We start from the raw sequence: 19,470 nt of genomic DNA on the forward strand, positions 1-19,470 counted from the left end.
CTAGCCCATCCGATAGTTGGGGCTTTCCCGCGTGATCTGCACGTCATGGACATGGCTTTCCTTCAGGCCGGCCCCGGTAATCCGCACGAATTGGCAATTGCCGCGCATCTCTTCGATGGTTGCGCAACCGGTATAGCCCATCGCGGCGCGCAATCCGCCCACAAGCTGATGCAGAACCGCCCCCGCGCCGCCTTTATAGGGCACTTGCCCCTCGATCCCCTCTGGAACCAGCTTGTCGGTCGCGGCATCCTTCTGGAAATAGCGGTCCGCCGATCCCCGCGCCATGGCGCCCAGACTTCCCATTCCGCGATAGCTCTTGAAGCTGCGGCCCTGATACAAAATGACCTCGCCGGGGCTTTCATCGGTTCCCGCGATGGCGCTGCCGACCATGGCACAGCTTGCGCCCGCCGCGATCGCCTTGGCGAAATCGCCCGAGAATTTGATGCCGCCATCGGCAATCACCGGAACATCCCCGGCAGCCTGCGCCGCATCCATGATAGCCGTCAGCTGCGGCACGCCGACGCCCGCAACGATACGGGTGGTGCAGATCGAACCCGGCCCGATGCCGACTTTCACTGCATCGGCCCCGGCGTCTACAAGCGCCCGAACCGCCTCGGCGGTCGCCACATTGCCGGCCACCACCTGCACCTCGTTGGAGAAGCTCTTGATTTGCTCGACCGCGCGCGCAACCCCGGCCGAGTGACCGTGCGCGGTGTCGATCACCACCATATCCACCCCGGCATCGATCAGTGCCTGAGAACGCTCGAACCCTTCCTCGCCGACGGTCGATGCCGCGGCGACGCGCAGGCGTCCCAATTCATCCTTGCAGGCCAGAGGGTTCAGTACCGCTTTCTCGGTATCCTTCAGCGTCAGAAGTCCGGTCAACTTGCCCTGCCCGTCCGTAACAAGCAGTTTCTCGATCCGGCGCTCTTTCATCAGGTCGATAGCCTGCTGGCGGTCGGCAGGCTCGGTCAGCATCGCAAGCCGCTCAGACGTCATCATCATGCGCACCGGCGTGTTATCGTCGCTGGCGAAGCGCATGTCGCGATTGGTGACGATCCCGACAACCCGGCCCTGTTCATCGACAACCGGAAAACCGGTGACATTATAGCGATCCTGCAGCGCCTTGGCATCCGCCAGCGTCTGGTCCGAACGCAGGGTAATCGGCTTGTACACGATGCCCGACTCGAAGCGCTTGACCCGGCGCACCTCATCGGCCTGCTGTTCAGTAGTCAGGTTGCGGTGAATGACCCCCATCCCACCCGCCTGCGCCAGCGCAATCGCCATCCGGCTTTCGGTAACCGTGTCCATCGCCGAGGACAGAAGCGGGATGTTCATACGGATCCGGCGCGTCACATATGTGGTCACGTCCGCCGTGGACGGCAACACGTTCGAAGCGGCCGGAACCAGAAGGACATCATCAAAGGTAAGAGCCTCACGAATCTGCATGGCAGTGATCCTTGCGATAACTTCGTTTGGCAGTTTCCACTTTCATGCAGCGGACGATTTGTCCAGAGCAGATATGCGAAACATTGTCCTTCGTTCGATCGCGGCAGCGGCGAAAGAGTTGCAGCAACGCCACGGTGACGCGACGGTACCGCAAAGCAACGTAACGTCATTTCTGTGTTACAATTGATTTGAACCGGGTTGAGCGTAGGCTGTTCGTAAGGTTCGCGCGGGACAAAGGAGGCCCGGACCTGCAATGGGAGGTATCTATGAAATATGTGTATTCCGGCGCGGCCGCGCTTCTGATCAGCACCGCCCCCGCCCTGGCCGGCGGGATCGATCGTAGCGGCCAGTTTCTTGGCCCGCTATGGGAGCCGGGCGATTACGCCGAATTCAGCTGGACCTTGGCAAAGCCGACGCTCAGCACAAACACCCTGAATCTCGGGGCCGGTCCATCCAATACCGGAGATGTCGCGGGAACCTACAATTCCGTTGGTCTCGCCTATAAGAAACAGTTCAATGAGAACTTTTCTGGCGCGGTAATGTTTGGCCAGCCATTTGGTTCTGACATCAGCTATCCGGGTGCGGCTGATGGCGGGTCGCTTTATCTGCAGGGAACCGGCGCGGAAATCGATACTCAGGAAGTCGTCGGCGTCGTTCGCTATGTATTCCCGCAAAGCGGATTTGGCGTCCATGGCGGTATCCGCGCGCTCAGCACTTCGGCCAAAGCGGATCTGGGCGGTGCGATCTGGGATGCCAGGGGGATTGACGGCTATCATCTGGACATCGATCGGGAAACCGACTTTGGCTGGCTTGCAGGCGTCTCTTGGGAAAAGCCAGAGATTGCGGCAAGGATTGCACTGACCTTCAATTCCTCGATCACGCATGATTTCGACACGACCCAAAGCATTATGGGTATGCAGATTGCGCCCGAGGACATTACCGAAGTGAAAATGCCGAAATCCGTCAATCTGGAATTCCAGACCGGGATTTCGCCCACCATGCTGGTGCTTGGCTCGATTCGCTGGGTTGACTGGTCCGAATTCAAGGTCCGCCCAAGTGCGCTTGGCGGAACCAGCCTGACCCATTTCGAGGATTCGACCACATATACGCTTGGTGTGGCCAAGAAATTCACCGATCAATGGTCCGGCGCGGTATCCTTCCAGTATGAGGGTGGCGGCGATGGGGTCGGGACGCCCCTGTCACCCTATGAGGGTCGGAAAGGTATCACTCTTGCGGCAATCTACACGCAGGATAACCTGAAAATCACCACCGGCATCAGCTATGTCAGACTCAGCCAGTCGGATGTGGGTATTGGCGATCCCGGGGAAAGGCTGGTCGTTGGGGAAACCGATGACCGCAAAGGTTGGGGTGTCGGCGTGAAGGTGGGTTACAGTTTCTGAGTTCCCGCCCCTTTCCGGAACAGGAAAGCCCCGGACATGATCCGGGGCTTTTTATTCAAGGCCGGATATTCTGATCCGGGGCTCATAACTGCAATCAGGACGCAGCCTCCTTTACCGGAGATCAAAGCTCCAGAACAGCGTTTCGCCGGAGCTGTCATCGGTCCCGTCATTATCCGTCGCGACATAAGCAGTCCCCTCCGAGGTGATGGCCAGCCCTTCCACCTTATCCACGACATATCCGCCGGTCGCTTGCAGGTCCGGAATCAGATCACGCAGAACCTCCTTCGAGACAACCGGCAGGTCACCACCCAGAGGCGCAGGCTCCAGACCTGCCAGATCGACACGCGTGATCTGTTTCAGAGCCGCCGCTTCACCGATCAGGTTGTCCCGCTCGATCACGTAAAGCGCGCCGTCGTGATAGGCCAGATCGGACAGCCCGACCCAGCCCTCGCCCTGCTCGATCGGGTAATGGGCCGCGGACCATTCTTCATTCGCCGGATCAAGTTGAAGCAGTTTGACACGCTCTGCGGGATCGTCACCCCATTCGCGCTGCATGGCCAGCCAAAGCTTGCCTTCCACCAGTGAGATCCCCTCGAAGCCAAAACGCGTCTCGTGCAGCGCCAGGGTTTCCGGCAGGCTGATTTCCTGCGTGATCGCTCCATCCGCCGCCACGTGCAGCACGGCATGGGGAACCTCCTTCTCGGAATCTCCTTCCGATGCCAGCCAGAAACCACCTTCGCCGTCCGTTGTGATCCCTTCAAGATCCAGCTTTTCGGCGGTCTGACCGTCACGGGTCACAAGAATACGGGAAATGATCCTTGCCGGGCTTTGCGAGGCATCGATGGTATAGATCGACGGAGCGTCGGACAGGACGCTGTCGCTGACCGCATAAAGCTTTGTGGTGTCTCCCGGATCCGCAGCCAGACCGGACAGCGCCGCCCATGGGATCAAATCCTCAACCCCTTCAGAGGTGATCATCGGATAGCTGGCTCCGGCGTCTTGCCGTTCATAGACCATAACATGGGCCCGCGCCGCACCATCCTCACCCAGATCGGTTTCGTTGGCTGTGGCGAACAATCCTCGCTGTGGGATGGCGACCAGCCCTTCGGGACCAATACCCGAAGGAAGCGCCTGAATCAGTTCGGGGGCCGCAGGATCGCTTGCATCGAAGACAAAGACGATACTGCCGCGTTCCGATGCAACGAAGATCATCGGCACATCGTCATAGGTCGCGGTAATCACGGCCTCGGGCTCGCCGCCCTTGTTGTCCGAGCGGCCATCCGGATAATGCCCCAGTTCGATCAGCTTGCGGTCCAGCAGGTTTCCACTGTCGTAAACGACGCTGCCGTCTTTCTTCCAGACCGTGAAGCCCCGGCTGCCGCCATTCCAATCGCCTTCATTCGCGGTCACCAGATGCTGATCGTCCAGCCATGCCACGGCATCCGGTTCGCGAGGGACCGCGGCAAGACTGGCGCCCGGATCGATCTTGCCGTCATCCTCGGTGTCGATTCCGTCCAGATCGACGCTGCCCGCACTGAAATGACCGGCAATGGCCCCGTCCGCCCCAATGATAACGATGTGATTGTTCTCTTGCAGGGTCACGGCAAGTTCACCCGTGTCATTATAGGCGACATATTCCGGTTCGGGATCGTCACCCGCGATATCGGCCAGACCGGTCAGATCGATCTTCGTCAGGGCCTCGCAATCCGCCGCACCATCGGAAACGGGGATTGTGACGACATAACCGGCCGGCATCTGAGGGATCGCACCGTCATTCACATCTTCGTCGCGCTCATTCTCGATGGCGATCGCGATCTGGTTGCCATCCTTGTTAAGCGCGACCGAATCCGGCTGACCGCCGATATCGCAGCTTGCGGTGATTTTCTGGGTTGCGATATCCACGCTGCGCAATGCGCCCGATGGGTCGGTATAGCTTTCCGAGGTGTTCACCCCCACGAAAGCCGTGCCGCCAAGAACCACGGTCGTTGTCGGCTCGCCCTCCATTGCGATATGGCCAAGCGGCTTAGGCTGCTTCGGATCGGTGATATCGATCAGCCCCAGGGCTTCCAACGGGCTGTCAGAGTAGATCAGCGTATTGCCGTCCTCTGTTACGGCCATGATTTCTGCACTGGTTTCCTGCGAACGATCCTCGCCCTCGGCGAAATTATCGGTCGTTGGAAAGCTGGCAATACGGTTAAGAACCGGCTCGGCCAAAGCGGGAGCGGCCACAGTGAGCGCGATCAGCGACGTCAGAGTCAGACGCATGGCAGGTAAACCTCTGGGAAATGAACTCCAGCGGGTTGTGACCTGCAATCGTGACGATTTCGTAAGGGATGAATGACGCTTTTGCGACAATGACCAAAGATGCGCCGGCGCAGAAGTGCGCGTGGGCATATCCCTGAATTCACTGGAACAAAGAAACGCCTGATGATCGGCTATGTCATCCTTGCGATCTCTTCGCCTCAGTCCTTTCGGATACGGCCCCAGCCTGTGAATAATCCACGTTTCGACAGAGATTCGAAAATCTCGTCAGGGCCATCGGGATCAAGGATTTCATTCTCGGCCAACCATTCCTCGATCCCCGAAAGTTCGGGGACTTCATAAGGCACCAGCGACCGTCCCTCGCCGCGCAGTTCCTCGATGACCGCAATCAGCGAGCCGGTCCGGTCCAAACCTTCCGCGATCCGATCCATCCCGACCCCCAGATGCTCGGCAAGCAGGTCGTTCCGCAATACGGTAATCTCGTCCTTCAAATGCCCGCATCCGGGTTCATCTACCGAAAGGATCACGTCGCATTCGGTATCCAGACGCATGGAACGATTGTTGAAATTCGACGATCCGACCCGCAGGAACCTGTCATCCACCACCGTTACCTTGGCATGGACGTAGATTTCGTTGCCGCCTTCGGTAACCGGATGATAGATGCGAAACCTTCCATGTTTGTCGATCCGCTTCAGCGACTCGACCAGACGTGCCCGCGCCGTGTCCATCGCGACCGGCTCAAGCCAGCCATTCGCCGTATGGGGATTGATGATGACGATTTCCGGGCCGTCTTCTTCTTCAAGCCGTTTGGCCATCGCATGGGCGATCCGGCGCGAGGCGAAATACTGGCTTTCAGCATAGATGATTCTCTCGGCGCGCGCGATCAGATCAAGATACATCGTCTCGATCTCATGCGTTGGCACATTATCGTCCATCTCGGGAATGGTGCGGGCGATGCCAAGGCGCAGGTCACGCAAATTCGGCTCCAACCCATCCGGCCAGCAATCCCGAATCTCGGAAACGGGCGCAAGCTCTTGCTTAGTAGCGATTTTCCATCGCAGCCGGGCCAGATCCGCGATGGCGCGAGCCGCCTCGCCGTCGAAAGCGCTTGTTGCGTCATGCCACGGGTCATTGGGTGTTCCGTCCGGCCCCACGCGTCCGGGATCGTCATCCAGATGTTCTCGTGTGTCCCAGCGTTCATCCGTCATATCGATACCGCCGCAAAAGGCGAGACTGTCATCGATAGAGACGACTTTCTGGTGATGTGAACCGGCCAGAGGGTGCGCACCATCCAGACGCAGTTCGATCTGCGGATGTGCCTTCCAGCGGATGAATGTGTAGAACAGGTTTCGCTTGAAAAGTTCTTTAATCGCACCGGTATCCCATTGAAGTAACCGGATTTTTAGTTCAGGTGTGCGATCAACGAGCCAGATGATGAAATCGCCCAGACATTCGGGCCCGCCATCATCGGGAATGCCGAACGGAATGCGAGGATCGAAATCCCAACCCACCAGCAGGATACTGTGCTGCGCGGCAATCATCGCTTTACGAAGGGCGATGAAATAATCCCGGGCGTCAACGATGAATGCGAATCTGTCGGCATGTTCGACACGCCAACAATTTCTGCCTGCCTGCAACAACGCCGTCTGATCCATCTTATCCTGCCCCTTGATCGATACCAATCACCGATCGGACCTTATGGCACAAATCATCCGGCTGACAATTCACGTCATCCGGCGGCGGCGGAACACGCGGATATGCGGACGATCACGACGTCGAGTAAAGCCCCTCATAGATCGGCAGCAGCGTATCCGTTTCGAACAGGGAGCTGACCGAGGTGCCGTTCCATATATTCAGGATTGCCTGCGTGAACATCGGCGCCGTCGGCACGATACGAATATTCGGGGCCGCCTTCACCGAGTCGGATGGCTGGATCGAATCGGTGATGACGAGCGATTTCATCACCGATTTCGAGACCCGCTCGACCGCTGGTCCCGACAGGACGCCATGAGTGATATAAGCATGCACCTCGGTCGCGCCCTCATCCTTCAGCACCTGTGCCGCCTTTACCAGCGTTCCCGCGGTGTCGCAGATGTCGTCGACGATGACACAGGCCCTGCCCTTCACATCGCCGATCACCGTCATTTCGGCCACCTCACCCGGCTTTTCGCGGCGCTTGTCCACGATCGACAATGGCGCGCCGATCCTTTGCGCCAGTTCCCGCGCCCGCGCCACCCCGCCGACATCGGGCGAGACCACCATCAGGTCGTTCATCCGGCCCTTGAAATGGTGCTGCACATCAAGCGCGAAAATCGGCGCGGCATACAGGTTATCCACCGGAATATCGAAAAAGCCCTGAATCTGCGTCGCATGAAGATCCATCGTCAGGATTCTGTCTACCCCGGCCTCGGTCAGCAGATTCGCCACCAGCTTGGCCGAAATCGGTGTCCGGGCCTTGGCGCGGCGATCCTGCCTCGCATAACCGAAATAGGGAATGACAGCGGTGATCCGGGCCGCCGAAGAACGACGCAGCGCATCGACCATGATCAGCAATTCCATCAGGTTGTCATTCGCCGGGTTCGAGGTCGGCTGAATGATATACATATCCTCGCCGCGGACGTTCTCGAATACCTCGATGAAAATTTCCTGATCGTTGAAGCGCTCGATCCGGGCATCGCAAAGCCCGACATTCATGCCGCGATGCATCGACATGCGACGCGCGATCGACGCGGCAAGAGGTTTGTTGGCATTGCCGGAGATAAGTTTGGGCTCGGTCATGACGGGCATGTGAAGCAGGGCCTCTGTCGTGTTTCGTGAGATTGCACCGCCATTAACACCGGGTTAACAATTGAGCAAACCCCAAAGGAGCTTTCGATGGCGCATATCGACTATTACTTCGCGACGATCAGCCCGTTCACCTATCTTGCGGGGGATCGTCTGGAAAAGATCGCCGCCGCCCGCGGGGCAGAAATCACCTATAAACCGCTGGACATCATGCAATTGTTCGAGCGGACGGGCGGCTTGCCTCCGGCCAAGCGGCATCCAAGCCGCATTGAATACAGGATGCAGGAACTTCCCCGCTGGGCAGAGCATCTGAAAATGCCGCTCAATCCCAAACCGGCGCACTTCCCGGTGAACATGGCCCCATCATCTTACGCAGTCATCGCCGCTCAGAATGCCGGAGGGGGGAATGTCGGCGCGCTCGTTCAGGGGTTCCTGCAGGCCGTCTGGGCGGAAGAGCGGGATATCAGCGACGACGCCGTCATCCGCGATATCTTGCAGGCGCATGGTTTCGATCCCGATCTGTGCGACAAGGGTCTGCTGACCGGCGCCGAAACCTATGGGCGCAATCTGGAAGAGGCGGTCGCCGCCGGGGTCTTCGGCGCACCTTTCTATGTCGTCCGCGAAACCGATCAGCGGTTCTGGGGGCAGGACAGGCTGGATTTCCTTGACCGGCATCTCGAATCATTGTGACCGAGATTTTCCGGCGCCACTGGCCCGGCGATACCGATCGCCCGGCACTGGCATTGCACTGCATGATGGCCTCGGGCGGGTATTGGGGTCCGATTGCCGGACGCCTTGAAGGGCGGATCGATCTGTATGGTTTCGACATGCCCGGTCATGGCCGCAGCGGACCTTGGGAACCGGAAGCGAACGGTCCCGATTACCATACTGCCGTCACCCGGATCGCCGCCAGCTTCATCAACCACCCGTTGGATCTGATCGGCCACAGCATGGGCGCCACGGTCGCCCTGCGCATCGCCCTCGCCGCGCCCGAGGCCGTCCGCAGCCTGACCCTGATCGAACCGGTTCTTTTTGCCGCCGCGCCGAGTGAAATGGTTGCGGTTCAGCCCGATGGCGATCTTGAACGGCTTGTTTCCGAAGGCCGGGATGAAGAAGCAACCCGGCAATTCCTCGCGGCATGGGGAACGCAATCCTATGATGCGTTGCCAAACGATATGCAGGACAGGATGCGGGCATGCGTCAGACTGGTTGCGGCCTGCACGCCCGATCTCATGCATGACCGGGCAAACCTGCTGCGCGAAGGCGGGCTAGAGGCGATCACAGCACCGGTTTTGCTGATTTCGGGCAAGCAATCGCCGCCATCCATCCATGCAATCGCCGAGACGCTTGCGTCCCGTCTGCCGGATGTCGGCAGGGCCGTTATACCGGATGCCGGCCATATGGCACCGATCACGCATCCCGATCAGGTCGCCGGACTGATTGACGTCAATCTTGACCGGGCCTGACCGGCAGGGACAATTCGGGGCTTGTCACCGTGTCGCCGCGATCCATTCACGACAGCGCGCCTCCGGGTCGGTTGCCTGCTGAATATCCGTCACCACCGCCGCGCAATCCGCACCGGCCGCAAAGACGCCCGGCAGCCGTTCCGGCGTCAATCCACCGATGGCAACCAAAGGAACCTTTCCCGCGAACCGCTTCCATTCGCGCACACGCTCCAACCCCTGTGGACCCCATTTCATCTTTTTCAGCAGCGTCGGATAAACCGGCCCAAGGGCAACATATTCGGGATCATGAGACAGGGCGCGATCCAGTTCCGTTTCGTCATGGGTGGAAAGCCCGAAACGCACATTCGCGCGGCGCAATGCCGCGAAATCCGCGAGGTCCATATCCTCTTGCCCCAGATGCACGAAATCAATATCCATATCGATCGCAAGCTGCCAGTAATCGTTCAGCACCAGTTGCGCCCCATGTGCCGCACAGCAAGCCTTCGCACGCTGGGCCTGATTGCGCAGTTCCTCCTTAGGCACATCCTTGAGCCGCAATTGCACCAGTTTGACGCCCAGCGGAACGAGCCGCTCCAGAAGCGTGGTCGTGCCGGTGATGAGATAAAAGCGATCCAGCGTCATGTCAGTGCCGCCATTCCAAATATCGGAGTCGAGGCCACAGCCATATCCCGCCGCCCCATCAGTCCGGCCTCATGGGCAAGCTTTCCGGATTCGACAGCGCCGGCAAACGCCCGCGCCATTGCGACCGGATCGCCCGCCTTCGCAACGGCGGTATTCAACAGCACGGCATCGAAGCCCATCTCCATCGCCCGGGCAGCCTGCGACGGCGCGCCGATCCCCGCGTCGATCACCAGCGGAATATCGGGAAAATGCGCCCGCATGGAACATAGCGCATCCTCATGCCTCAGGCCCTGTCCCGATCCGATCGGAGAACCCCAGGGCATCAATACCTGGCAACCCGCTTCGACCAGCTTTTCACCGACGATCAGATCTTCGGTCGTATAGGGGAAAACCTCGAACCCGTCGGCACAGAGTTCACGCGCCGCCTCGACCAGCGCGAAAGGGTCGGGTTGCAGCGTATCGGCATGACCGATGACTTCCAGCTTGACCCAGTTGGTGCCGAAAACCTCGCGCGCCATCCGTGCCGTGGTAATCGCCTCGCGGGCGCTGTGGCATCCCGCAGTATTAGGCAGGATACGGCAGCCGCTGGCCTGAAGCAGATCGCGGAAATGCGCGCCCCCTGCCCCCTCGCGGCGCAGGCTGACCGTGATGATCTCGCTGCCCGAGGCGGAAATCGCATCGGCCAGCACCGCAGGAGAAGGGTATTGCGCAGTTCCCAGAAACAAGCGGGAAACCGGTGTCACGCCATAGAACATGACTTAGCCCCCTTGCATGGGCGACAGGATCTCGATCCGCATGCCGTCGGACAAGGCCGTTCCGTCGCGCAAGGTTCTGGGGACGAAATCGCCATTCACGGCGGTCGCCACCGAGGCCGCGGGTAAATTACGCTCTTCGATCAGTCCCGACAGGGTTGTGGCCTGCGTCCGGATCGCTTCGCCATTCAATTCAACTCGCATGTCTTTTCCTTTCGTATCATCAGATGATCCGCCAATTTCTCGGCCAGTGCGGGCGCCATCAGGAAGCCGTGGCGATACATGCCATTGACATGAATCCGCCCGCCCTCCTCGCGAATGCGTGGGATATTGTCGGGAAAGGCGGGGCGAAGGCCCGCGCCGGTCTCGATCAGCCGCGCCTCGGCGAAACCGGGATGCAGGGTATAGGCGGCGGAAAGTAGTTCCATCACCGCCCGCGCCGTAACCGGGCCGGGATCGTCGGTTTCGACCGTTGTCGCGCCGATCATGTAGCGCCCAGCCCCGCGCGGCACGACATAGCAGGGAAAGCGTGGATGCAGCAGACGGATTGTGCGGGTCAGCGTCACATCCGGAGCATCGACGATCAGCATCTCGCCTCTGACTCCGCGCAGATCGGGCAGCAGGTCACGGGCGGCCAGCCCCCGGCAATCGATGATCTTCCCGCGTGGCTGGCCCTGACGGATGGAAATGCCCATGGCAGTCAGCCGGTCCCGCAGCGCAGCCATCGCCTTGCGGGGGTCAAGATGGGCTTCATCCGCGAAGAACAGCCCGCGCGCGAAGCGCCCCGCCAGATCGGGCTCCAGCGTGGCGGGATCGGCGGGGGCATGGCCGGTCGTCATCCGGGCAAAGCGATCCAGTTCCGCGCCATCACGAGGTGGAGCCACGACCAGCGTTCCCCGCCGGACAACGCCGGGCACATGGGATGACCACCATTCGACGGCTTTTACACCTGCAATGATGACCTCGGGCGGGGCGGATTCTCCTTCGCAGCCAGGCGCGAGCATTCCACCCGCCCAATGGGAAGCCGGGATGGAGTCGTCAGATAACAGTTCGACAGGCAGGCCGCGTTCGGCCAAAACGGTGGTCACGCAAAGCCCGGCAACCCCCGCCCCGACAACCGAAAACATCAGCCAACCCTCCATGCGAAAGCAAGGGACGAAGGCGCGCGCCACATGCACCCGGCCGCCCCCAGGGACCGGCGCTTTGGAGCGTGCCGTACTGAATCGGAAACGCAAGTTGCTTGCATCCCGCGATGGCCGGGGGCCAGCCCGTCGCCGGCTGGTTCTTGAACCAGTGGCGCACCTGCCGGCGACCCCCAAGGTATTTGGACAAAGAAGAAGCAGAGGGAGGGGAAGCGAAACCGGACAGGTGCGACAGACCCTGGTACCGTCGGAACCTCTGGAGCAGATGCGCCCAAAGCTGCGCAACAAACTGCATTGCACAACGCCCGGATCGCCTGCCCATGATCGGACGCTTGTGCGCCTCTGTCCGGATGTGTCGTCATCCCTCCACCTTCTCCACCTCATCGACGGGCATATACAGGTCCCCGCCCTCGCGGTATTTTTCAGCCATTTTCTCCATGCCCGACGCCCGGGCCTCGGCGCGGATATCATGGCTGATCTTCATCGAACAGAATTTCGGCCCGCACATCGAACAGAAATGCGCCACCTTATGCGCCTCTTTCGGCAAGGTCTGGTCGTGGAATTCGCGTGCCGTATCGGGGTCCAGCGAGAGATTGAACTGATCCTCCCAACGGAACTCGAACCGGGCGCGGGACAGCGCGTCGTCACGCAGTTTCGCCGCCGGGTGTCCCTTGGCCAGATCGGCGGCATGGGCAGCGATCTTATAGGTGATGACGCCGGTTTTCACGTCGTCGCGATCGGGCAGGCCCAGATGCTCCTTGGGCGTGACATAGCACAGCATCGCGGTGCCGAACCAGCCGATCATCGCGGCGCCGATCCCACTGGTGATATGATCGTAGCCCGGAGCGATATCTGTGGTCAGAGGCCCAAGCGTATAGAACGGCGCTTCCCCGCAAACCTCCAACTGCTTGTCCATATTCTCCTTGATCTTGTGCATCGGCACATGGCCGGGACCTTCGATCATGACCTGACAATCCTTAGCCCATGCAATCTGCGTCAGTTCCCCCAATGTCTCCAGCTCGGCAAACTGCGCGGCGTCATTGGCATCTGCGATAGAGCCGGGCCGCAGCCCGTCGCCAAGGCTGAAACTGACGTCATAGGCACGCATGATGTCACAAATCTCGTCGAAATGTTCATACAGGAACGACTCGCGGTGATGATGCAGGCACCATTTCGCCATGATAGAACCACCGCGGCTGACGATCCCGGTCACCCGTTCCGCAGTCAGGTGGATGAAGGGCAGGCGCACGCCGGCATGGATGGTGAAATAGTCCACCCCCTGCTCGGCCTGCTCGATCAGCGTGTCGCGGAACACCTCCCATGACAAATCCTCGGCAACGCCGCCCACCTTTTCGAGCGCCTGATAGATCGGCACCGTCCCGATGGGCACCGGGCTGTTGCGGATGATCCAGTCGCGGATATTGTGGATATTGCGGCCTGTCGAAAGATCCATCACCGTATCCGCGCCCCAGCGGATCGCCCAGACCATCTTTTCGACCTCTTCCTCCATCGAGGAGGTCACGGCGGAATTGCCGATATTGGCGTTGATCTTCACAAGGAAATTCCGCCCGATCGCCATAGGCTCGATCTCGGGGTGGTTGATATTCGCCGGAATGATGGCACGACCCGAGGCGATTTCCTGCCGCACGAATTCCGGCGTCACGTGATCCGGGATCGACGCCCCCCAATCCTGTCCATCGCGGATCAGCTTTTCCTTCGCGGCCCGCCGCCCCAGATTTTCGCGGATCGCCACGAACTCCATCTCGGGCGTGATGATCCCGGCCCGCGCATAGGCCATCTGCGTCACCGCGCCCGATTTCGCCCGGAACGGCTCATGCCGCACGGGAAAGCCCGGAACCAGCCGTTCACCTGTTGCAAACCCGTTATCCTCGGGCTTCACCACCCGGCCGTCGTAACGCTCGACATCACCACGTCCCGCAATCCAGCCTTCACGCAGACGCGGCAACCCCGCCGCGATATCGATCACTGCCTGCGGATCGGTATAGGGGCCGGAGGAATCGTAAACTATCACCGGTGGTTCCATGGCCGAAGGGTGCAGTTCGATCTCGCGCATCGGCACGCGCAAATCGCCATGCCAGACCTTTTTCGAGGCGGGCAGCGGGCCGGTAGTGATCTTTGGTGCTGGCGTGGGATCGTCGGAAAGATTGCTGTGCTTATTCATGATGTCTCCTCAAGCTCACTCGAAAAGACCCAGAAGCTTCAGAGGCAGAAAGCGGGCGTCCGGCCCGGTGGGGGCCAGAACGGCCCAAAGAGCGGATGCCCTTCGGTCTTCCTACGCCAGTCTCAACTGGGTCAGGTTCAAAGGGTCGCCGCACCGTGGCAGCTCATTTGCATGATGCTGCCACCAATCAGCCTCTCAGTCCCTTGGGCGGGACTCCCCTGACTACGCGCAAGGTCACAAACCGGGACGCGCTTGTCAAGCGCCTTGCATTGCGTCGGGTGAGACGCGGCTATGCGCGAGGCGGTATTGAAAGCTGCGGAAAGGGCAAACAAGTCACATCTGGAAGACATTGGTCACGATGAAAGGACATTCGATGACAACTCTTTTCGATCCGCTGCAGATCGGCCCCCTCGGCCTGAAAAACCGGGTCATCATGGCGCCTTTGACACGATCCCGCGCGGGGACCGAACGTGTGCCCAATGCGCTTATGGCCGAATATTACCGCCAGCGCGCCGGGGCCGGTCTGATCCTGAGCGAAGCGACCAGTGTCACCCCGATGGGTGTGGGCTATGCCGACACGCCGGGGATCTGGAACGATGCGCAGGTCGAAGGCTGGAAAGCCGTCACTCAGGCCGTGCATGAGGCCGGCGGCCTGATCATGTTGCAGCTTTGGCATGTCGGGCGCATCTCGCATCCTATATTCCTGAATGGCGAGTTGCCTGTTGCCCCAAGCGCGATCCAGCCTGCTGGCCATGTCAGCCTGGTACGGCCAAAATCCGAATATGTCACGCCCCGGGCCCTTGAAACAGCAGAAATCCCGGATGTTGTCGAAGCCTATCGTCAGGGTGCGGAAAATGCCAAACGAGCAGGTTTCGACGGGGTCGAGATTCATGCCGCCAATGGCTATCTGATCGACCAGTTTCTGCAGGACAGCACCAATCAGCGAACTGACGGTTATGGCGGCACTATCGAAAACCGGACGCGCCTGCTGAACGAGATCGCCGATGCGGTGATCGGTGTCTGGGGCGCAGATCGGGTCGGCCTGCACCTTGCCCCGCGCGGAGACAGTCATGACATGGGTGACAGCGATCCGCGCGCCCTGTTCACTCAGGTCGCCCGGGACATGGCGGCGCGCGGCGTGGCCTTCCTTGCCTTGCGGGAACATGTCGGAGATGACAGTCTTCTGCCCGAAATCAAGCAGGCCTTCGGCGGAGCGGTCATCGCGAATGAGGGGCTGACATTCGACACCGCCTCGCGATTGCTGCGCGACGGCGTGGCCGATGCGGCCGCTTTCGGCCGCGATTTCATCGCCACGCCCGATCTGCCCGCACGGTTCCGCAACGGTCTGGAGCTGAACGAGCTTGATGCCTCGAGCCTCTATGTCGGTGGCGAGAAAGGGTACACCGATTACCCGTTTGCAGCGGATATTGTTGACGCCTGATCTGCACCCCCTTGGCGGCTGGTTCCTGAACCGGGGGCCAGCCCCCGGCCCCCCGAGGTATTTGTGCAAAGAAGAAGGGGCCGGGCGCGGGTTCGATCGAGTGCCGCTTTTGCCATGCATCTTCAAAAAAAGAGGCGCCCGGAGGCGCCTCTTTTCCTGATTTCGGGGTCGTATCAGCAGGAGTAATACATCTGGTACTCAACCGGGTGCGGCGTATGCTCATAGGCATAAACCTCTTCCCATTTCAGTGCCATGTAACCTTCAAGCTGATCGCGGGTGAATACGTCTCCCGCCAGCAGGAAGTCCATGTCCTTCTCGAGTTCCTCAAGCGCCTCACGCAGGCTGCCGCAAACGGTCGGGATTTCGGCCAGTTCCTCGGGCGGCAGATCGTAAAGATCCTTGTCCGACGCCGAACCCGGATCGATCTTGTTCTTGATGCCGTCCAGACCGGCCATCAGCAACGCAGCAAAGCACAGATAAGGATTGGCCGACGGATCGGGGAACCGGGCCTCGACGCGCTTTGCCCTGGGGCTTTCGGTCCACGGAATACGCACGCAGCCCGAACGGTTCCGCGCCGAATAGGCCCGCAGCACCGGGGCCTCGAAGCCCGGGATCAGGCGCTTGTAGCTGTTGGTCGAGGGGTTGGTGAGTGCGTTGAGCGCCTTGGCATGTTTCAGAATGCCGCCGATGAAATACAGCGCCTCTTGCGACAGATCGGCATATTTATCGCCCGCGAACAAGGGCTTGCCGTCTTTCCAGATCGACATGTTCACATGCATCCCCGAGCCGTTATCGCCTTTCATCGGCTTGGGCATGAAGGTCGCGGATTTGCCATAGGCATCGGCAACATTGTGGATGACGTATTTGTATTTCTGGATATTATCGGCCTGTTCGGTCAGCGAGCCAAAGATCAGACCCAGCTCATGCTGCGCCGAGGCGACCTCGTGATGGTGCTTGTCCACCTTCATGCCGATGCGCTTCATGGTCGACAGCATCTCGCTGCGGATATCCTGTGCGGCGTCGATCGGGTTCACGGGGAAATAACCGCCCTTGTGGCCGGCGCGGTGCCCCTGGTTGCCCATCTCGTATTCGGTATCGGTATTCCATGCCGCATCAAGCGCGTCGATGCTGAAGGCAACCTTTTGCGGAGTGACCGAATAGCGCACGTCATCGAACAGGAAGAATTCCGCTTCCGGGCCGAAATAGGCGGCATCGCCGACGCCCGACGATTTCAGGTAAGCCTCTGCCTTGACGGCGGTTCCGCGTGGATCTCGGCTATAGGGTTCGCCAGTATCCGGCTCGGCCACATTGCAATGCACGCACAGGGTCTTTTCCGCATAGAACGGATCTATATAGACCGATGACGGATCCGGAATCAGCTTCATGTCGGACTGATCGATCGATTTCCAGCCGGCAATCGAGCTTCCGTCGAACATGAAGCCTTCCTCGAAGAAATCCTCATCCACCAGATCCTTGTCCAGCGTCACATGCTGCAGCTTGCCCTTGGGATCGGTGAAGCGCACGTCGACATAGGCGACGTCTTCATCTTCGATCAACTTCAAGACATCCTTGATTTTCATCACTTCCCTTTCTTCGTAAAATTGGCCCGGCAATCGCATTCGCCGGGCGCAGAATCTGTGTCGCTGGAGAAACTTAAACCGCGTCGTCGCCGGTTTCGCCAGTTCGGATGCGGATTGCCTGTTCGACGGGTGAAACGAAGATCTTGCCGTCGCCGATCTTCTCGGTGCGCGCAGCACTTACGATCGCATCGACAGCCGCCTCGACCTGATCGTCGGGCAGGACCATTTCGATTTTCACCTTTGGCAGGAAATCCACGACATATTCAGCGCCGCGATAAAGTTCCGTATGCCCCTTCTGACGCCCGAAGCCCTTGACCTCGGTAACCGACAGACCCTGTACGCCTACTTCCTGAAGAGCTTCTTTCACGTCGTCCAGTTTGAACGGCTTGATGATCGCCTCGATCTTTTTCATCGCTATTGATCCTTCCTCGCGGCTTGCCTGAAGACTGATTGGCGGGTTTGATGGCTGGCGTAAATGAGGCAAGAGCCGGATGGACGATCCGAACGCAGAGGACCGGTGTATTTGCCTAATATTTAGGCTTCATGACGAAACTATAGGCAACCTCTATGCTGTTTGGCACTGAAATCCTCACGACCGCTCAAATGCGCGCCATCGAATCCGCGGCCATGGATAGCGGAGAACTCCCGGGATTGACCTTGATGGAACGCGCTGGCGCCGCGGTGGCCGGGCATATCCGGCTGCAATGGCCAAAACCGGGACATGCGACGATTCTCTGCGGTCCGGGCAATAATGGCGGCGACGGATATGTGATCGCGCGGCTTCTGGCGAAGGCGGGATGGAGATTGCGCGTATTGGGGCTGGACAATATCCCCGGCCCGGACGCAAGCGAAGCAAAGCGCCGCTGGCGGGAAACCGGCCCGATCCTGCCCCTGACGCCAGCCACTCTGCGCGGGTCGCCTGCGAACAGCATTCATGTGGACGCCATTTTCGGCACCGGCCTGAGCAGACCGCCACAGGATGAGATCACGGCGCTGCTTCGCCATCTTTCCCATCTGACCCGTCACGAAAATACACCGCTTGTCGCCGTGGATTGCCCCTCTGGGCTCTGCATGGATAGCGGTCGCTGGCTTGGCGGCGATACCGACCCGTCCTTCCCGCTTGCCGCCACATTTACCATCGGCTTCGACAGCCCCAAGCCGGGGCATCTTCTGGCATCCGGTCCTGCCGCCTGCGGTCGGCTGATCATTGCGGATATCGGCTTGCGGCCGTGGCGCGAGCGGCGGACCAGGCAGGCCGATCTTTGCGCTATCTGGCCGCGCTTCCCCGTCCATGACCGACGGGCTGAACCAATCCGTTCCGTGATTCCAAGAATGCTTGGCAAAGGTGTCGCGGCGGGCCAACCCCAGGATGCGCATAAATACAGATACGGACATGCACTGATTGTAGCCGGAGCAGCAGGGCAAGATGGTGCTGCGCGGCTGGCGGCGCGGGCAGCGATCAGAAGCGGAGCCGGGCTAGTGACGCTTGGCCTGCCGGGCGATATTACCGGCCGCGGCAGGCAGGGGCCTGATGCCCTGATGCTGCGCAATATCGGGAATGCCGAAGCTCTGCAAAATCTCCTGACCGACCGACGGATCACTGCGCTTTGTCTTGGTCCCGGTTGCGGATTGCGACGGGCCACCGATCTGCTGCCGACGGCGATGAATGCGCGCCTGCCCTGTGTTCTGGATGCCGATGCGCTCTCGGCTCTGGCACAAAATCCCGACTGGGTCGGGCAGTTGCCGGATCATTGCGTTCTGACGCCGCATGAGGGCGAATTTTCGCGCCTTTTCCCGGATATCTCCCGACGAATGAAAAAACCCGCCCGCCACGGCCCGGCATATTCCCGCATCGACGCTGTCCGAGAGGCGGCATCGTACTGTAATGCGGTCGTCCTGCTGAAAGGGCCGGATACCGTGATCGGGGCGCCCGACGGGCGGGTATGGGTGCATTCGGCCTTCGACATCCCCTGGCTGGCGACAGCGGGATCCGGGGATGTATTGGCCGGGCTGATCACCGGTTTACTTGCACGAGATTTGCCTGCCCTGGAAGCTGCGGCGATTGGTTGCTTGCTGCATGCATATGCGGCACGCTTGTTCGGCCCCGGGCTGATCGCCGACGATCTGCCCGAATTGCTGCCCCGGGTTTATCGGGAGTTCGGTCTTTAAGAAGATCGGCCGTGCCGAACGGCGGTGATCGACAGCTGGCAATCCGGGAATAAGAGTTGGGCCATGACATATGTCATGGCCCCTGCGTTTGAGAACGCTGTCTCCCTGCCGGACTGGCCGGTCATCATTCGACGCAAGCTATTCTTGTGTCACAAGGACGTCAACTGTCTATGCGGCCTCTGTTCATCGATAATTTCGCCATTTCGCGCCTTTCGTCGTAGC

At 60.0% G+C, this 19,470-nt stretch carries 16 protein-coding genes; 5 read left to right on the forward strand and 11 right to left on the reverse strand.

Annotation, left to right across the window (positions count from 1 at the left end):
• Entirely contained in the window at positions 1-1,449 is a 1,449-nt protein-coding gene (gene guaB / locus Q0601_RS08760; protein WP_305289214.1) for an IMP dehydrogenase, read from the reverse strand.
• A 266-nt stretch (positions 1,450-1,715) separates the two neighbouring features.
• On the opposite strand from guaB, the gene Q0601_RS08765 reads away from it, so the two are divergent.
• Positions 1,716-2,849 (forward strand): outer membrane protein transport protein, encoded by a 1,134-nt coding sequence (locus Q0601_RS08765; protein ID WP_305289216.1) that lies wholly within the window; start codon positions 1,716-1,718, stop codon positions 2,847-2,849.
• 111 nt (positions 2,850-2,960) lie between these two features.
• Here Q0601_RS08765 and Q0601_RS08770 read toward each other — a convergent pair whose 3' ends face one another.
• The 3 genes from Q0601_RS08770 to Q0601_RS08780 form a co-directional block, all read right to left on the reverse strand.
• Positions 2,961-5,114 carry an esterase-like activity of phytase family protein gene (locus Q0601_RS08770; RefSeq protein WP_305289218.1) on the reverse strand — a complete coding sequence of 718 codons (2,154 nt, stop codon included), beginning with the start codon at positions 5,112-5,114 and terminating at the stop codon, positions 2,961-2,963.
• A 197-nt stretch (positions 5,115-5,311) separates the two neighbouring features.
• Positions 5,312-6,766 carry a phospholipase D-like domain-containing protein gene (locus tag Q0601_RS08775; RefSeq protein ID WP_305289220.1) on the reverse strand — a complete coding sequence of 485 codons (1,455 nt, stop codon included), beginning with the start codon at positions 6,764-6,766 and terminating at the stop codon, positions 5,312-5,314.
• Between the two features lie 112 nt (positions 6,767-6,878).
• Positions 6,879-7,898, reverse strand: coding sequence for a ribose-phosphate pyrophosphokinase (locus Q0601_RS08780; protein WP_305289222.1), 1,020 nt, complete (start codon positions 7,896-7,898; stop codon positions 6,879-6,881).
• A gap of 87 nt (positions 7,899-7,985) precedes the next feature.
• On the opposite strand from Q0601_RS08780, the gene Q0601_RS08785 reads away from it, so the two are divergent.
• Together Q0601_RS08785 and Q0601_RS08790 are read left to right on the forward strand one after the other, a co-directional pair.
• A complete protein-coding gene (locus Q0601_RS08785; RefSeq protein ID WP_305289224.1) occupies positions 7,986-8,585 on the forward strand; it encodes a 2-hydroxychromene-2-carboxylate isomerase in 600 nt (199 codons plus the stop codon).
• Positions 8,582-9,361 carry an alpha/beta fold hydrolase gene (locus tag Q0601_RS08790; protein ID WP_305289226.1) on the forward strand — a complete coding sequence of 260 codons (780 nt, stop codon included), beginning with the start codon at positions 8,582-8,584 and terminating at the stop codon, positions 9,359-9,361. Before Q0601_RS08785 ends, Q0601_RS08790 begins: the two co-directional genes overlap by 4 nt.
• 24 nt (positions 9,362-9,385) lie before the next feature.
• On the opposite strand, the gene Q0601_RS08795 is transcribed toward Q0601_RS08790, so the two are convergent.
• The 5 genes from Q0601_RS08795 to thiC form a co-directional block, all read right to left on the reverse strand.
• Entirely contained in the window at positions 9,386-9,976 is a 591-nt protein-coding gene (locus tag Q0601_RS08795) for a thiamine phosphate synthase (RefSeq protein ID WP_305289492.1), read from the reverse strand.
• A 2-nt stretch (positions 9,977-9,978) separates the two neighbouring features.
• Positions 9,979-10,737, reverse strand: a complete 759-nt coding sequence (locus Q0601_RS08800) for a thiazole synthase (protein ID WP_305289228.1) — start codon at positions 10,735-10,737, stop codon at positions 9,979-9,981.
• A gap of 3 nt (positions 10,738-10,740) precedes the next feature.
• Positions 10,741-10,938 carry a sulfur carrier protein ThiS gene (gene thiS, locus Q0601_RS08805; protein WP_305289230.1) on the reverse strand — a complete coding sequence of 66 codons (198 nt, stop codon included), beginning with the start codon at positions 10,936-10,938 and terminating at the stop codon, positions 10,741-10,743.
• Entirely contained in the window at positions 10,923-11,861 is a 939-nt protein-coding gene (locus tag Q0601_RS08810) for an FAD-dependent oxidoreductase (protein WP_305289232.1), read from the reverse strand. The genes thiS and Q0601_RS08810 overlap by 16 nt, the downstream gene beginning before the upstream one ends.
• A 373-nt stretch (positions 11,862-12,234) precedes the next feature.
• Entirely contained in the window at positions 12,235-14,058 is a 1,824-nt protein-coding gene (thiC, locus tag Q0601_RS08815; RefSeq protein WP_305289235.1) for a phosphomethylpyrimidine synthase ThiC, read from the reverse strand.
• A 373-nt stretch (positions 14,059-14,431) separates the two neighbouring features.
• On the opposite strand from thiC, the gene Q0601_RS08820 reads away from it, so the two are divergent.
• A complete protein-coding gene (locus tag Q0601_RS08820; protein ID WP_305289237.1) occupies positions 14,432-15,499 on the forward strand; it encodes an alkene reductase in 1,068 nt (355 codons plus the stop codon).
• A 173-nt stretch (positions 15,500-15,672) separates the two neighbouring features.
• On the opposite strand, the gene glnA is transcribed toward Q0601_RS08820, so the two are convergent.
• Positions 15,673-17,079 (reverse strand): type I glutamate--ammonia ligase, encoded by a 1,407-nt coding sequence (glnA, locus tag Q0601_RS08825; RefSeq protein ID WP_305289241.1) that lies wholly within the window; start codon positions 17,077-17,079, stop codon positions 15,673-15,675.
• Between the two features lie 73 nt (positions 17,080-17,152).
• Positions 17,153-17,491 carry a P-II family nitrogen regulator gene (locus Q0601_RS08830; protein WP_119750281.1) on the reverse strand — a complete coding sequence of 113 codons (339 nt, stop codon included), beginning with the start codon at positions 17,489-17,491 and terminating at the stop codon, positions 17,153-17,155.
• A gap of 155 nt (positions 17,492-17,646) precedes the next feature.
• Here Q0601_RS08830 and Q0601_RS08835 point away from each other — a divergent pair, with 155 nt between their 5' ends.
• Positions 17,647-19,248 carry an NAD(P)H-hydrate dehydratase gene (locus tag Q0601_RS08835; RefSeq protein WP_305289244.1) on the forward strand — a complete coding sequence of 534 codons (1,602 nt, stop codon included), beginning with the start codon at positions 17,647-17,649 and terminating at the stop codon, positions 19,246-19,248.
• The last annotated feature ends 222 nt before the right edge of the window (positions 19,249-19,470 follow it).

The organism is Paracoccus wurundjeri (assembly GCF_030678915.1).
GTDB classification, from domain to species: Bacteria; Pseudomonadota; Alphaproteobacteria; order Rhodobacterales; family Rhodobacteraceae; genus Paracoccus; species Paracoccus onubensis_A.

Excerpts from the sequence above, each read along its gene's own strand:
- Q0601_RS08820 (WP_305289237.1), top strand. The coding sequence starts at position 14,432 with ATGACAACTCTTTTCGATCCGCTGCAGATCGGCCCCCTCGGCCTGAAA.
- Q0601_RS08765 (WP_305289216.1), top strand. The coding sequence starts at position 1,716 with ATGAAATATGTGTATTCCGGCGCGGCCGCGCTTCTGATCAGCACCGCC.
- glnA (WP_305289241.1), bottom strand. The coding sequence starts at position 17,079 with ATGAAAATCAAGGATGTCTTGAAGTTGATCGAAGATGAAGACGTCGCC.
- Q0601_RS08830 (WP_119750281.1), bottom strand. The coding sequence starts at position 17,491 with ATGAAAAAGATCGAGGCGATCATCAAGCCGTTCAAACTGGACGACGTG.
- guaB (WP_305289214.1), bottom strand. The coding sequence starts at position 1,449 with ATGCAGATTCGTGAGGCTCTTACCTTTGATGATGTCCTTCTGGTTCCG.
- Q0601_RS08835 (WP_305289244.1), top strand. The coding sequence starts at position 17,647 with ATGCTGTTTGGCACTGAAATCCTCACGACCGCTCAAATGCGCGCCATC.
- thiC (WP_305289235.1), bottom strand. The coding sequence starts at position 14,058 with ATGAATAAGCACAGCAATCTTTCCGACGATCCCACGCCAGCACCAAAG.
- thiS (WP_305289230.1), bottom strand. The coding sequence starts at position 10,938 with ATGCGAGTTGAATTGAATGGCGAAGCGATCCGGACGCAGGCCACAACC.
- Q0601_RS08785 (WP_305289224.1), top strand. The coding sequence starts at position 7,986 with ATGGCGCATATCGACTATTACTTCGCGACGATCAGCCCGTTCACCTAT.
- Q0601_RS08800 (WP_305289228.1), bottom strand. The coding sequence starts at position 10,737 with ATGTTCTATGGCGTGACACCGGTTTCCCGCTTGTTTCTGGGAACTGCG.
- Q0601_RS08770 (WP_305289218.1), bottom strand. The coding sequence starts at position 5,114 with ATGCGTCTGACTCTGACGTCGCTGATCGCGCTCACTGTGGCCGCTCCC.
- Q0601_RS08810 (WP_305289232.1), bottom strand. The coding sequence starts at position 11,861 with ATGTTTTCGGTTGTCGGGGCGGGGGTTGCCGGGCTTTGCGTGACCACC.
- Q0601_RS08775 (WP_305289220.1), bottom strand. The coding sequence starts at position 6,766 with ATGGATCAGACGGCGTTGTTGCAGGCAGGCAGAAATTGTTGGCGTGTC.
- Q0601_RS08780 (WP_305289222.1), bottom strand. The coding sequence starts at position 7,898 with ATGCCCGTCATGACCGAGCCCAAACTTATCTCCGGCAATGCCAACAAA.